Source organism: Tenacibaculum aquaeponti (assembly GCF_057221555.1).
The window spans coordinates 3,056,019-3,069,131 of sequence record NZ_CM170147.1; the positions used below are offsets into that span (position 1 = coordinate 3,056,019).

Genomic DNA, 13,113 nt, shown 5'->3' on the forward strand with positions numbered 1-13,113 from the left:
AGATGATGAATGCAATTCCTAAATTAACAGTTGTAGGTGCTGGTCCTGGTGATCCAGAACTAATTACGGTAAAAGCTATTAAAGCGTTAAAAAATGCAGATGTTATTTTATACGATGCTCTGGTAAATGCTGAATTATTAGATTATGTGAATCCAAATGCTGAATTAATTTTTGTTGGAAAAAGACGAGGATGTTATCGTTATCAACAGCAACAAATTAACGAACTTATTGTATCTAGAGGATATTCTCATGGACATGTAGTGCGTTTAAAAGGAGGAGATCCTTTTATTTTCGGAAGAGGAGCTGAAGAAATGGAATATGCTGCTAAATATGGATTACAAGTAGCGATGGTACCCGGAATTTCATCATCAATAGCAGTTCCAGCATATCAAAATGTACCATTAACAAAAAGAGGTAGTGCAGAAAGTTTCTGGGTAATTACAGGAACAACAAAACAACATAAACTTTCTGAAGATGTTGCGTTAGCAGCAAAATCAAAAGCAACAGTTGTGATATTAATGGGAATGGGGAAACTTTCGCAAATAACTACATTATTTCGATTAGAAGGAAAACATGATTTACCTGTGGCAATTATTCAAGAAGGAACTACTCCAAGAGAAAAAGTTGGAATTGGTACTATTGCTTCTATTGAAAATATTGTTAAAGAACAACAATTAAGTAATCCTGCAATTATCGTAATTGGAGAAGTAGTAAAACATAGAGAAACTCTTCAAGGAATAGTTAATGAAACAAGTTTAGAAATGGTAGGTAATGAATGAAGAAAGAAATAATTTATATCCTGTTTTTCTTAAAGTGAAAAATCTACAGGTATTAATTGTCGGTGGTGGTTTTGTTGCAGAAGAAAAACTTACGTTTTTGTTGAAATCGAGTCCAGATGCAAAAGTTACTATTGTGTCACCAATGTTTAGAACAGGAACAAAAGCTTTAGCAGAAAAATACGACGTTACACTAATTAACGATGTATACAAAACTTCGTATTTAGATGGAAAACATATTGTGATTGCAACCACAGATATTCCAGAAATAAATGTTGAGGTTTACAAAGATTGTAGAGCGCAAAGTAAGTTGGTAAATGTAGCAGATAATCCACCGTATTGCGATTTCTATATGGGAGGAATTGTAACGAAAGGAAATGTGAAAATTGCAATTTCTACCAATGGAAAATCACCTACAACAGCAAAAAGATTACGACAATTTTTTGAAGAAGTAATTCCAGATAAAATAGATGACCTCGTGCAGAATTTAAACGAGTATAGAAAAACAATTAAAGGAAATTTTGAACAAAAAGTAGAAACATTAAACGAGTTTACTAAAGGTTTAGTAGAAAAGATAGAAAAATGATAGAAACAGATATATTAATAATAGGAGCAGGACCAACAGGGTTATTTACAGTTTTTGAAGCAGGATTATTAAAATTACGTTGTCATTTAATAGATGCATTAGCACAACCAGGTGGACAATGTTCAGAGATTTATCCGAAAAAACCAATTTACGATATACCAGCTTATCCTGAGATTTTAGCAGGTGATTTAACGGAGAAGTTATTAGAGCAAGGAAAGCAGTTTCAGCCAGGTTTTACTTTAGGAGAACGTGCAGAAACAATCGATAAACAAGACGATGGAACATTTATCGTTACAACAAATAAAGGAACAAAACATAAAGCACCAGTAGTGGCAATTGCTGGAGGTTTAGGAAGTTTTGAGCCAAGAAAACCTAAGATTGATAATTTAGCTAAATTCGAAGATAACGGAGTTGAATACATGATTAAAGAACCAGAATTATATCGTGATAAAGATGTGGTTATTGCAGGTGGTGGAGATTCTGCTTTAGACTGGTCAATCTTCTTAACAGATGTTGCAAAATCAGTAACATTAATTCATAGAAGAAATGAATTTAGAGGAGCTTTAGACTCAGTAGAAAAAGTTCAAGAATTAAAGAACTTAGGCAAGATTAATTTAATTACTCCTGCTGAAGTAAAAGGAATTCTTGGAGACGATAAAGTCACAGGTGTTGTTGTAGAACAAAAAGATAAAGAGCCTTTTATAATCGATACAGATCATTTCATTCCTTTATTCGGATTAGCCCCAAAACTTGGTCCGATTGGAAATTGGGGATTAGAAATTGAAAAGAATGCTATTAAAGTTGACAATTCTTTAGATTATCAAACAAATATTCCAGGAATTTATGCTATTGGAGATGTTAATACATATCCAGGTAAATTAAAATTAATTTTATGTGGTTTCCATGAAGCTACTTTAATGTGTCAGAGTGCATATAAGAGAATTTTTCCAGACAAAAAGTATGTAATGAAATATACAACTGTAGGAGGAGTAGAAGGTTTTGACGGAACTAAAAAAGAGGCACCAAAAGCAGTAGTAAAAGCTATCAATTAGCGTTAAGTATTAAGTCTGAAGGTCAAAGTACTCAGGACTTAATACTAATTTCTTAATACTGAAAGAAATGGATATTAATATAAAAATAAAAGATAGAGAAGGTGTAATTCATGATGTAGTTGCTCCGACAGATATGGCAATGAATTTAATGGAAGTTGTTCGTTCTTACGAATTAGCTCCAGAAGGAACCATAGGAATCTGTGGAGGAATGGCCATGTGTGCTTCTTGTCAATGTTATGTTACATCTAGCCACGAGCTTCCAGAAATGTCAGATGATGAAGATGCGATGTTAGCAGAAGCTTTCGATGTAGAAGATAATAGTAGATTGGGGTGTCAAATTCGAATGACTCCAGAATTAGAAGGTTTAGAAGTAGAGTTAGCTCCAGAAAGTTAATTATATTTATATAAAAAAATAAAATGCAATTCAGTAATTACAACTTATCACTAAAAGACGATGTAGAATATTTTACAAAACAACTATTTTATGCATTGTTTGAAGATGTTTGTCAGGAAAAAGCCAATCATTTAAAAAGTAAGTTTGTAAAAATCTTAAAAGGATTATCTGTAGAAAAACACGAAGAAATTTGGATGTATTATCAAACATCATTCTGCGATATCCGAAAGAAATTAGATTTAGATGCAAAAGCTTTTGAAAATAAAGATCCAGCTTGTAAAAGTTTAGGTGAGGTATATTTAGCGTATCCAGGTTTTCACGCCATTGCGATATATCGTTTAAGTCATGAATTGTATAAAATTAATGTCCCAATTTTACCGCGAATGATGAGTGAATATGCACATAGTTTAACCGGTGTAGATATTCATCCAGGAGCAACAATTGGAGAAGCTTTCTTTATCGATCATGCAACAGGTGTCGTAATAGGTGAAACTACAATTATCGAAAATAATGTTAGTATTTATCAAGGAGTAACTTTAGGTGGAATTCAAGTAAAAAAAGAATTAGCTGAAGTTAAAAGACATCCAACGATAGAAAGTAATGTAACCATTTATGCAAATGCTACAATTTTAGGAAATATTGTGGTTGGAGCAAATACAGTTATCGGAGCAAATGTTTGCATAACAAAGTCTATAGAGCCAAATTCAACTGTGATTTATAAATCACAAAATAGTATTTATAACTAGTATATGAACGCAAAAAATATTACAGATTTTGTAGGAAATACGCCTTTAGTAGAAGCTACAAATATTATAAATAAAGAAAATGTTCGTCTGTTTTTAAAGTTAGAAGGACATAATCCAGGAGGAAGTGTAAAAGATAGAGCAGCGTATTACATGATTTCTGAAGCTTTGAAAAAGAATAACATTAAAAAAGGAGATACTTTAGTAGAAGCAACAAGTGGAAATACAGGAATTGCACTTGCATTAATGGCAAAAGTTTTAGGATTAAATATGGTATTGGTAATGCCAGAACATGCCACTATAGAACGTGTAAAAACAATGCGAGCTTACGGAGCAGAAGTAATCTTAACACCTTCTGAAGTTGGTATGGAAGGAGCTATTGATCATGCTTTAGAATTAAAATACAAAAAGGGATATTTTAGATTAAATCAGTTCGATAATTTAGATAATCCAAAAGCACATTATAGTACAACCGGACCAGAAATTTGGAGAGATACTGAAGGAAAAGTAACTCATTTCGTTTCTGCTATGGGAACTACAGGAACAATTACAGGAGTTTCAGATTATTTAAAAGAGCAAAATAAAGATATTACTATTGTTGGTGTTCAGCCAAAAGAAGGAGCTCGCATTCCAGGAATTCGTAAATGGCCAGAAGAATATTTACCAGCAATTTTTAAAAGAGAAAAAATTGATAAAGTTTTAGAGGTAAATCAAGAAGAAGCAAAAGCAATGACCATTCGTTTAGCTCGTGAAGAAGGAATTTTCTCAGGAATGAGTAGTGGTGGAGCAGTAGCTTCAGCTTTAAAATTAGCGGAAACACTAGACGAAGGCATTATTGTTGCAATTATCTGTGATCGAGGAGATCGTTATTTATCTTCAGATATTTTTGTATAGAGAATTTTAGTTCGATTGTCGTCGAAAATTTATAATTAAAAAGCCTTTTCATTTTTGAAAAGGCTTTTTAATTATAAAGTGTAGCTTAATTTTTCTGTAAAAAAAGAGTTAGTTTCTGTTACATCTTTTGAAGACATATTTGAAAAACAAATTGATATCCATAGTATTTCATTTTTACTGAAAATATAATCTGTTTTATCCATTTCCATTGATAATTTAATTTCTGTTTCCCAACCTAAATCACCTCCGTATATCGTGGCAGTTTGATTTTTTTGATCACCAATGAAGATAAATTGTTCTATATAGTTATTTTCATAATAACCTAAATATTTTCCTTCCATATCAATTTTCGGAAATTTACCATTACCTTTTATGTGATTATTTTCTACTGTAAAATATTTTGAAATTCTTTATAATGATCTAAAACTAGATTAGTCAGTTGGTCTATATCTATAATGGTTAGGTTTTTATCACTGAAGTATTCTTTGATTTTATCTTGAGCATTAATAGTAATTTTATTGTTAGTTATAAACCATACATTATCTAATGAAATTCTTTTTTGTCCATTAAAAATAGTTTTAGGCATTCTAAAAGATTCATTTATTTGACGTTCAATATTTTCAATGTCTGACTGTGAATTTTTTGACTTTTGACAACTACACCTGTATATTTTTCTTTGAGCAATGTTTGATCTTCTTGTATTAAGACAAAATTAGAACCGTATTCTCTGTTTCCATGAGTGTATTCTATATGTTTAATATAAGGTAGGTGAGTAAAGAAGTTTTTTAAAAAAGGATGTAGATCTTTAACTTCATCTTTATAAGATTGAATTTTCTGTTTAACTTTTTCAATATCCATTTTGGAGGTTATAAATAATAATTCTAAATATAAAAACAATCTATTATTGTGTAATAAAAAATAAACCAATAACTTTGCAATTCAGTTCATAAACATTTTATAGTTATCAAGAAAGGTGGAGGGAATAGACCCTTTGAAACCTTAGCAACCCTTTGTGTAAACAAAGAAGGTGCTAAATTCTACTTCAATATTTTAAATATTGTGGAGAGATAACCCAAAGAATACTTCTTCTTTTCCTGATAGCATACAAAATTTAACATCAGGAATGTCACATAACATTTTTACAGAAATACAAAAAAGAATCCTTGTACTCGATGGTGCAATGGGAACTATGCTTCAAGAATTTAAATTCACTGAAGAAGATTTTTGTGGAGAAAGATTTACTTCACATCATATTCCTTTAAAAGGAAATAATGATTTATTATCAATCACACAGCCAGAAGCTGTAAAATCAGTACATAGAAAATATTTAGAGGCTGGAGCAGATATTATTGAAACCAATACTTTTTCTGGAACAACAATAGCTATGGCAGATTATGATATGGAAGATTTGGTATACGAACTAAATTTTCAGTCTGCAAAAATTGCTAAAGAAGTAGCTAACGAATTTACAGCCAAAAATCCAGATCAACCACGTTTTGTAGCTGGCTCTATTGGACCTACAAACAGAACTGCAAGTTTATCTCCAGATGTAAATAGACCGGAATATAGAGCTGTTACTTTCGATGATTTACGTGTAGCTTACAAACAGCAAGTAGAAGCTTTAATGGATGGTGGTTCAGATGTGTTGTTGGTAGAAACAATATTTGATACATTAAATGCAAAAGCGGCAATTTTCGCAATTGAGGAAGTAAAAGAAGAACGGGGAATCGATATTCCAGTAATGATTTCAGGAACGATTACAGATGCAAGTGGAAGAACATTATCAGGACAAACAGTTGAGGCTTTCTTAATTTCTATATCTCATATTCCTTTATTAAGTGTAGGGTTTAATTGTGCTCTAGGTGCAGAGCAACTAGAGCCTTATTTAAAACGATTGTCTCATAATACAGAGTTTTTTACTTCGGCACATCCCAATGCTGGATTACCCAATGCTTTTGGCGAATATGATCAAACTCCAGAAGAAATGAGAGATCTAATTGAGAACTTTTTAAAAGATGGATTAATTAATATTATTGGAGGTTGTTGTGGAACTTCTCCAGAGCACATTAAAGCAATTGCAGATGTGGCTAAAAATTATAAACCAAGAAAAGTTTTGGTAGCAGAGAATGAGTAGTAGATATTTAAAATTATCAGGATTAGAACCGTTAATTGTTACTCCAGAAAGTAACTTTATTAATGTTGGTGAACGAACAAATGTTACAGGTTCTCGACGATTTTTACGGTTAATTAAAGAAGAAAAATATCAAGAAGCACTAGCAGTTGCAAGAGATCAAGTAGAAGGTGGTGCTCAAATTCTTGATGTCAATATGGATGAAGGAATGTTAGATGGTGTACATGCCATGGTAACATTTTTAAACTTGATTGCTTCTGAACCAGATATTGCTCGAATTCCAATTATGATCGATAGTTCTAAATGGGAAATCATAGAGGCTGGATTGCAAGTAGCACAAGGGAAATGTGTAGTGAATTCTATTTCTTTAAAAGAAGGAGAAGAGAATTTTATTCGTCAAGCAAAACTGATTAAAAGATACGGAGCAGCTACAATTGTTATGGCTTTTGATGAAAAAGGTCAAGCCGATAATTACGAAAGAAGAATTGAAATTTGTGAACGTTCCTATCGAATTTTAGTTGATAAAGTAAAGTTTGCTCCAGAAGACATTATTTTCGATCCAAATATTTTTCCGGTAGCAACTGGAATGGAAGAGCATCGAAAAAATGCAGTAGATTTTTTTGAAGCTACAAAATGGATTCGAACAAACTTGCCTTATGCAAGTGTTTCTGGTGGAGTAAGTAATGTGTCTTTTTCTTTCCGCGGAAATAATACGGTTCGTGAAGCAATGCATTCAGCTTTCTTGTATCATGCGATTCAACATGGAATGAACATGGGAATTGTAAATCCTACCATGTTGGAAGTGTACGATGATATCCCTAAAGATTTGTTAGAGCATGTTGAAGATGTACTTTTAGATCGTAGAGACGATGCAACTGAACGTTTATTAGAGTTTGCAGAGACTGTAAAAGGAATTAAAAAAGAAGATCCAGCAAAACAGCAAGCTTGGCGAGAAAAAGATTTACAAGATCGAATTACACATAGTCTGGTAAAAGGAGTTGATGCTTTTATTGAAGAAGATGTAGAAGAAGCTCGTCAAAGTGTTAAGAGACCTATTGAAGTTATCGAAGGTCATTTAATGGCCGGAATGAATGTAGTTGGAGATTTATTCGGAAGTGGAAAAATGTTCTTACCCCAAGTAGTAAAATCGGCTCGTGTAATGAAAAGAGCTGTAGCATATTTACAACCTTTTATCGAAGAATCTAAAGATAGTAGCACATCTTCTGCTGGAAAAATCTTAATGGCAACTGTAAAAGGAGATGTACACGATATTGGTAAAAATATAGTGAGTGTAGTTTTAGGTTGTAATAATTATGAAATTGTTGATCTAGGCGTAATGGTTCCGCCAGAAAAAATAATTGAAGCAGCTAAAAAAGAGCAAGTAGATGTTATTGGTTTAAGCGGATTAATTACACCGTCCTTAGATGAAATGGTGTATTTGGCCAACGAAATGGAGAAAGAACAAATGAATATTCCATTATTAATCGGAGGAGCGACAACATCTAAAGCACATACAGCTGTAAAAATTGCTCCAAAATATGCAAATGCAGTTGTGCATGTTAACGATGCATCTAGAGCAGTTACCGTTGTAGGTGATTTGTTACAAGAAAACAATAAAATTTATAAAGAACAGATACGTGAAGAATACGATAAATTTCGAGATCAGTTTTTAAATAGAACAAAGCAGAAGAATTACATCTCATTAGCTGAAGCAAGAGAAAATAAATTCAAAATAGATTGGGAAAATTCAGAAATTAAAGAACCTAATTTTTTAGGAATTCAAGTTATTGAAAACCTAGATTTAAAAGTGTTGTTAGATTATATCGATTGGAGTCCGTTTTTCAGATCGTGGGATTTACATGGAAAGTTTCCAAATATTTTAACTGATGAAATTGTAGGAGAGCAAGCCACGGAATTATATAAAGATGCACAAGTTTTATTACAAAAAGTAATAGATGAACAATTACTAAAAGCGAAAGCAGTTTTTGGTCTATTCCCATCGAATACAGTAAATGAAGATGATATTGAAGTATATAATGAAAAGGGAGAAACTCAGGCTACTTTCGTAACACTTCGTCAGCAATTAAAGAAAAAATCAGGCGTGCCCAATATTGCTTTAGCAGATTTTGTGGCGCCAAAAACAACTGGAAAGAAAGATTATATAGGTTGTTTTTGTGTATCAGCAGGTTTCGGAACTCAAGAATTAGCAGCAGCATTCGAAAAAGATAACGACGATTATAATTCAATTATGATTAAAGCTATCGCAGATCGTTTGGCAGAAGCTTTTGCAGAATACTTACATAAAGAAGTACGAACGAAACATTGGGGATATGCGAATCAAGAAAACTTATCTAACGAAGAATTAATTAAAGAAAGCTATAAAGGAATTCGTCCAGCTCCAGGATATCCAGCTTGCCCAGATCATTTAGAAAAGAATATCATTTGGGATGTTTTAAAAGTTGAAGAAAAAATAGGAGTTAAACTTACCGAAAGTTTAGCAATGTGGCCAGCAGCAAGTGTGTCTGGTTATTATTTTGGAAACCCAGAATCTAAATATTTTGGTTTAGGGAAAATAAAAGAAGATCAGTTAAAAGATTATGTAAACCGAAGAGGAAATTCTTTAGAACATGCAAAAAAATGGTTGAACCCAGTACTTGCAGATTAAAAAATATTAGGAATGTATAATGATAAGTTCACATGAACCTGAACTTGTTTCAGTTTCTCATAACGAATTGTTTAATGATATAATTAGATTCAGAAATGAATTCGGAATGACGTTAGAACACAGACATTCAATTAAAATAAAATGAGTAAAAGATTTATAGAATTAAAGTTAGGAAGTCATCAAATTGTTCATGGTTTCGATGATCAAAATAAAGAAATAATTGAAGAAGTAACTGTCGATGGCTTTAATAAAAAGTTAGTCAATTTAGATAGGATAAAATCCGTTAGTGAAAAGTTTATTCTTACAGATTATGCCCATGGAAGATGGATTTATTGGGAATATGAAGGAGATATTAATGAAATTCAAGAACAGTTGCTTTAATAGATAGAAATTAAGGATGAAGGTTACAGAACATATTAAAAAGGCAAAGGGGAAAACATTATTTTCATTTGAAATTGTTCCTCCTCAAAAAGGACAAAACATACAAGAATTATATAATAATATTGATCCATTGATGGAATTTAAACCTCCATTTATAGATGTTACAACATCTAGAGAGGAATATATTTATATTGAAAAAGATAATGGGCTCTTAGAGAAGAAAATAACAAGAATGCGACCAGGAACGGTTGGTATTTGTGCTTCATTAAAATATAAATATGATGTTGATGCTATTCCACATGTATTATGCGGAGGATTCACCAAAGAAGAAACAGAGTATGTTTTAGTTGATTGTCACTATTTAGGAATAGATAATATAATGGCACTACGTGGTGATGCAAGAAAAGATCAGCAATATTTTAAAGCTTCTAATGGAGGAAATAAATACGCTTCAGATTTAGTAAAACAAATTAGTGATTTAAATAAAGGAAAGTATTTGCATGAAATCATTGAAACACCTTATAAGTCAGATTTCTGTGTAGGAGTTGCTGGTTATCCTGAAAAGCATTTAGAAGCGCCAAGTATCGAATCAGATTTAAAACGATTAAAAGAAAAGGTAGATTCGGGTGCAGATTATGTAGTTACTCAAATGTTTTTCGATAATCAGAAATATTTCAATTTCGTTAAAAAAGCTAGAGAAGCAGGAATTAATGTGCCTATTATTCCAGGAATAAAACCAATTGCAGTAAAACGACATCTGCATATTTTACCTCAAGTGTTTCGTTTAGATTTACCTCAAGACCTTGTTGAACAAATAGAAGCTTGTAAAGACAATAAACAAATACGTGAAGTTGGTATTAAATGGGCAATTCAACAAAGTAAAGAATTAATTAAAGCAGGTGTTCCTGTATTGCATTATTATTCAATGGGAAAATCAGATAATATCAAGAAAATAGCTAAAGAAGTTTTTTAAAAATAGAAACTGTTTGTAACAATTTGTGAGGTGAGTCTACTAACTACTATAAAGTCAGATTAAAAACCTAAAACAAATTCAAATGAAAAAAAACAGCCATCTATTAACACTTTTACTTTTTATAGTTAGTGTTACTGTAGGAAGTGCTCAAAAAATTACAGGTTCTTGGAAAGGAACATTAAAAGTTCAAGGTATGGAAATGCCTTTAGTTTTTAATATTTCTGAAAAGGATGGAGCATTTTCTTCAACAATGGATAGTCCATCTCAAGGAGCGACAGGAATTCCAATGGACACAACTACGTTTACAGATAATACATTAACAATTGTATTTAAAAAAGCAGGAATTAATTATTCAGCAAAATTAGAAGAAAAAGAGTTCAAAGGAACTTTTAAACAAGGAGGTATGGAAATTCCATTATCATTGAAAAAAACAGAAAAAACGGTTCCGGGAAATCCAACATTAGTTTCTTCAGAGCAAGATTTAAATAAGCTTTCAGCTTTAGAAAAAGGAACGTATAAATATTCTGTTGAAGATTATTTTGCGAATCCAAAAGGTAGTGCATTTCGTTTTTCACCTGATGGAAAATATTTATCATACAAAGAAAGTGATGCTAATGGAAAGCAACATGTATATGTGAAAAATACTCAAACAGGAAAAGCTAGAAGAGTTATTGAACAAAAAGAAGAATTAATCAGAGGATACGGATGGTTAAATTCTAATCGCCTTTTTTATACTATGGATAAAGGAGGAAATGAAAATTATCATATTTACGCTGTAAATTTAGACGGAAGCAATAATAAAGATTTAACTCCTTTCGAAGGTGTTAGAGCTAATTTCGAATCTTTATTAAGAGAAGATAAAGATCATATCATTGTTCAATTAAACAAAAACAATCCACAAATTTTTGAGCCTTATAAACTGAACGTAATAACAGGTGATATCAAGCAATTATTTGTGAATAAAGACGCTAGTAATCCAATTGCAGGATATCAGTTCGATAAAGACGGAAATTTAAGAGGTTACACTAAGTTGAAAGATGGTGTAAATATGGAGGTGTATTATGAAGACGGAAAAGGAGGATATGAATTATGGAAACAATTAAATTGGAAAGATAGTTTCGGTATTATTTCATTCAACTATGCTACAGAGTATCCACACGATGCTTATGTATTAAGTAATCTAGAAACAGATAAAGCCGAAATTTTATTATATGATTTAAAGAAGAAAAAAACAATTAAGAAAATTTTCTCAAACGAAAAGTACGATGTTAGAGGTTTAGGATTATCTAAAAAGAACAACTACGCTATCGATTATTTATCGTACGAAGGAGAAAAGAATATTTTAATTCCTGTAAGTAAAACCTACAAGAAATTAGATAAAGCCGTAAAGAAGAAGCTTCCTGGAATGCAATATTATGTTACAGGAAAAACTGATGATGAAACTAAATTTATGTTATACATCACTAGTGATAAAGTATATGGTATTTATTACATCTACGATTTAGAGAAAAATGAATTAAAAGAGATTTATAATACAATGCCTCAGTTAAATCCAGAAGACATGGCTGAGATGCGTCCAATTACATTTAAAAGTAGAGATGGTTTAACAATTCATGGATATATCACTTTACCTAAAGCAGCTTTAAATGGAGAAAAAGTTCCTGTTATTGTAAATCCACACGGAGGTCCACAAGGAATTAGAGATTCTTGGGGATTCAATCCAGAATCACAATTATTTGCAAGTAGAGGTTATGCTACGTTACAAGTTAACTTTAGAATTTCTGGTGGATATGGAAGGAAATTCTTAGAATCAGGATTTAAAGAAATTGGTAGAAAAGCAATGGATGATGTAGAAGATGGATTAAAATATGTTACCGAAAAAGGTTGGGTAGATGCAAAAAAAGCTGCAATTTATGGAGGAAGTCATGGTGGTTATGCTGTATTAAGAGGTTTAACTAAAACTCCAGATTTATATGCTTGTGGTGTAGATTATGTTGGCGTATCTAACTTATTCACATTTATGAAAACTATTCCTCCTTATTGGAAACCTTATTTAAAAATTATCAAAGAAATTTGGTACGACGAAGATGTGGCAGCTGAAAAAGCAATTATGAACGAAGTTTCACCAGTTTTCCATATTGATAAAATTAAGAAACCTTTATTTGTAGTTCAAGGAGCAAACGATCCTAGAGTAAATATAGATGAGTCAGATCAAATTGTAGAAGGACTTAGAGCTAAAGGTGTAGATGTTCCTTACATGGTAAGATATGATGAAGGACATGGTTTCGGAAAAGAAGAAAATAGAATAGCATTATATAAATCAATGATGGGATTCTATGCAAAACACCTTAAGGGAAAAGTGCAAAATCCAATTAAACATTAATTTTATTTAATTTTGAGTCGTCCTAAAATAGGTTGACAGATTTATAAAAATTTATTTAAACCTTTGAAGTTAACTTCAAAGGTTTTTTGTTGTGTATAAGATTAGGTGTTTTATAATTAAGACTCAAATGTGGTT

Annotated in this window: 14 protein-coding genes and 1 riboswitch; of the genes, 11 read left to right on the forward strand and 3 right to left on the reverse strand. The window is 31.7% G+C overall.

The genetic code is table 11. The features are described 5' to 3' along the window. Positions 1 to 2: 2 nt before the first annotated feature. The 6 genes from cobA to cysM all read left to right on the forward strand — a co-directional run bounded on the left by cobA (position 3) and on the right by cysM (position 4,445). Positions 3 to 779, forward strand: coding sequence for a uroporphyrinogen-III C-methyltransferase (gene cobA / locus AC2TEO_RS13865; protein WP_442265403.1), 777 nt, complete (start codon positions 3 to 5; stop codon positions 777 to 779). Further along, positions 772 to 1,362, forward strand: a complete 591-nt coding sequence (locus AC2TEO_RS13870) for a precorrin-2 dehydrogenase/sirohydrochlorin ferrochelatase family protein (protein ID WP_442265404.1) — start codon at positions 772 to 774, stop codon at positions 1,360 to 1,362. Before cobA ends, AC2TEO_RS13870 begins: the two co-directional genes overlap by 8 nt. Continuing rightward, positions 1,359 to 2,414, forward strand: coding sequence for an NAD(P)/FAD-dependent oxidoreductase (locus AC2TEO_RS13875; RefSeq protein ID WP_442265405.1), 1,056 nt, complete (start codon positions 1,359 to 1,361; stop codon positions 2,412 to 2,414). The genes AC2TEO_RS13870 and AC2TEO_RS13875 overlap by 4 nt, the downstream gene beginning before the upstream one ends. Positions 2,415 to 2,481: 67 nt before the next feature. Beyond that, the gene (locus tag AC2TEO_RS13880; protein ID WP_442265406.1) at positions 2,482 to 2,808 is read left to right on the forward strand and encodes a 2Fe-2S iron-sulfur cluster-binding protein; all 327 of its coding nucleotides are present in this window, start codon (positions 2,482 to 2,484) and stop codon (positions 2,806 to 2,808) included. A 23-nt stretch (positions 2,809 to 2,831) separates the two neighbouring features. Beyond that, positions 2,832 to 3,554 (forward strand): serine O-acetyltransferase EpsC, encoded by a 723-nt coding sequence (gene epsC / locus AC2TEO_RS13885; RefSeq protein ID WP_442265407.1) that lies wholly within the window; start codon positions 2,832 to 2,834, stop codon positions 3,552 to 3,554. 3 nt (positions 3,555 to 3,557) lie between these two features. Continuing rightward, complete coding sequence (gene cysM, locus AC2TEO_RS13890) at positions 3,558 to 4,445, forward strand: cysteine synthase CysM (RefSeq protein ID WP_442265408.1); 888 nt, start codon at positions 3,558 to 3,560, stop codon at positions 4,443 to 4,445. 71 nt (positions 4,446 to 4,516) lie between these two features. Here cysM and AC2TEO_RS13895 read toward each other — a convergent pair whose 3' ends face one another. The 3 genes from AC2TEO_RS13895 to AC2TEO_RS13905 are packed head-to-tail and all read right to left on the reverse strand — an operon-like array spanning position 4,517 to position 5,303. After that, positions 4,517 to 4,786, reverse strand: a complete 270-nt coding sequence (locus AC2TEO_RS13895) for a hypothetical protein (RefSeq protein WP_442265409.1) — start codon at positions 4,784 to 4,786, stop codon at positions 4,517 to 4,519. A 44-nt stretch (positions 4,787 to 4,830) separates the two neighbouring features. Then, the gene (locus AC2TEO_RS13900; protein ID WP_442265410.1) at positions 4,831 to 5,031 is read right to left on the reverse strand and encodes a hypothetical protein; all 201 of its coding nucleotides are present in this window, start codon (positions 5,029 to 5,031) and stop codon (positions 4,831 to 4,833) included. 14 nt (positions 5,032 to 5,045) lie between these two features. Next, positions 5,046 to 5,303 carry a hypothetical protein gene (locus tag AC2TEO_RS13905; protein WP_442265411.1) on the reverse strand — a complete coding sequence of 86 codons (258 nt, stop codon included), beginning with the start codon at positions 5,301 to 5,303 and terminating at the stop codon, positions 5,046 to 5,048. 100 nt (positions 5,304 to 5,403) lie between these two features. Next, positions 5,404 to 5,519: riboswitch (SAM riboswitch) on the forward strand. A gap of 49 nt (positions 5,520 to 5,568) precedes the next feature. Here AC2TEO_RS13905 and AC2TEO_RS13910 point away from each other — a divergent pair. The 5 genes from AC2TEO_RS13910 (at position 5,569) to AC2TEO_RS13930 (ending at position 12,978) form a co-directional block, all read left to right on the forward strand. Continuing rightward, positions 5,569 to 6,579 (forward strand): homocysteine S-methyltransferase family protein, encoded by a 1,011-nt coding sequence (locus AC2TEO_RS13910; RefSeq protein WP_442265412.1) that lies wholly within the window; start codon positions 5,569 to 5,571, stop codon positions 6,577 to 6,579. Continuing rightward, the gene (gene metH, locus AC2TEO_RS13915; protein ID WP_442265413.1) at positions 6,572 to 9,241 is read left to right on the forward strand and encodes a methionine synthase; all 2,670 of its coding nucleotides are present in this window, start codon (positions 6,572 to 6,574) and stop codon (positions 9,239 to 9,241) included. Before AC2TEO_RS13910 ends, metH begins: the two co-directional genes overlap by 8 nt. Before the next feature lie 141 nt (positions 9,242 to 9,382). Beyond that, positions 9,383 to 9,622 (forward strand): hypothetical protein, encoded by a 240-nt coding sequence (locus AC2TEO_RS13920; protein WP_442265414.1) that lies wholly within the window; start codon positions 9,383 to 9,385, stop codon positions 9,620 to 9,622. A gap of 16 nt (positions 9,623 to 9,638) precedes the next feature. Next, on the forward strand, positions 9,639 to 10,595 hold the full coding sequence (gene metF, locus AC2TEO_RS13925; protein ID WP_442265415.1) for a methylenetetrahydrofolate reductase [NAD(P)H]: 957 nt from the start codon (positions 9,639 to 9,641) through the stop codon (positions 10,593 to 10,595). Between the two features lie 82 nt (positions 10,596 to 10,677). After that, positions 10,678 to 12,978: a S9 family peptidase gene (locus AC2TEO_RS13930; RefSeq protein WP_442265416.1), complete on the forward strand. Its 2,301-nt coding sequence runs from the start codon at positions 10,678 to 10,680 to the stop codon at positions 12,976 to 12,978. The last annotated feature ends 135 nt before the right edge of the window (positions 12,979 to 13,113 follow it).

Bases quoted from the DNA above. Each gene is read 5' to 3' on its own strand.
- AC2TEO_RS13930 (WP_442265416.1), top strand. From the start codon at position 10,678: ATGAAAAAAAACAGCCATCTATTAACACTTTTACTTTTTATAGTTAGT.
- AC2TEO_RS13910 (WP_442265412.1), top strand. From the start codon at position 5,569: ATGTCACATAACATTTTTACAGAAATACAAAAAAGAATCCTTGTACTC.
- metH (WP_442265413.1), top strand. From the start codon at position 6,572: ATGAGTAGTAGATATTTAAAATTATCAGGATTAGAACCGTTAATTGTT.
- AC2TEO_RS13900 (WP_442265410.1), bottom strand. From the start codon at position 5,031: ATGCCTAAAACTATTTTTAATGGACAAAAAAGAATTTCATTAGATAAT.
- AC2TEO_RS13905 (WP_442265411.1), bottom strand. From the start codon at position 5,303: ATGGATATTGAAAAAGTTAAACAGAAAATTCAATCTTATAAAGATGAA.
- AC2TEO_RS13875 (WP_442265405.1), top strand. From the start codon at position 1,359: ATGATAGAAACAGATATATTAATAATAGGAGCAGGACCAACAGGGTTA.
- AC2TEO_RS13880 (WP_442265406.1), top strand. From the start codon at position 2,482: ATGGATATTAATATAAAAATAAAAGATAGAGAAGGTGTAATTCATGAT.
- cysM (WP_442265408.1), top strand. From the start codon at position 3,558: ATGAACGCAAAAAATATTACAGATTTTGTAGGAAATACGCCTTTAGTA.
- AC2TEO_RS13895 (WP_442265409.1), bottom strand. From the start codon at position 4,786: ATGGAAGGAAAATATTTAGGTTATTATGAAAATAACTATATAGAACAA.
- AC2TEO_RS13920 (WP_442265414.1), top strand. From the start codon at position 9,383: ATGAGTAAAAGATTTATAGAATTAAAGTTAGGAAGTCATCAAATTGTT.
- cobA (WP_442265403.1), top strand. From the start codon at position 3: ATGATGAATGCAATTCCTAAATTAACAGTTGTAGGTGCTGGTCCTGGT.
- epsC (WP_442265407.1), top strand. From the start codon at position 2,832: ATGCAATTCAGTAATTACAACTTATCACTAAAAGACGATGTAGAATAT.
- metF (WP_442265415.1), top strand. From the start codon at position 9,639: ATGAAGGTTACAGAACATATTAAAAAGGCAAAGGGGAAAACATTATTT.
- AC2TEO_RS13870 (WP_442265404.1), top strand. From the start codon at position 772: ATGAATGAAGAAAGAAATAATTTATATCCTGTTTTTCTTAAAGTGAAA.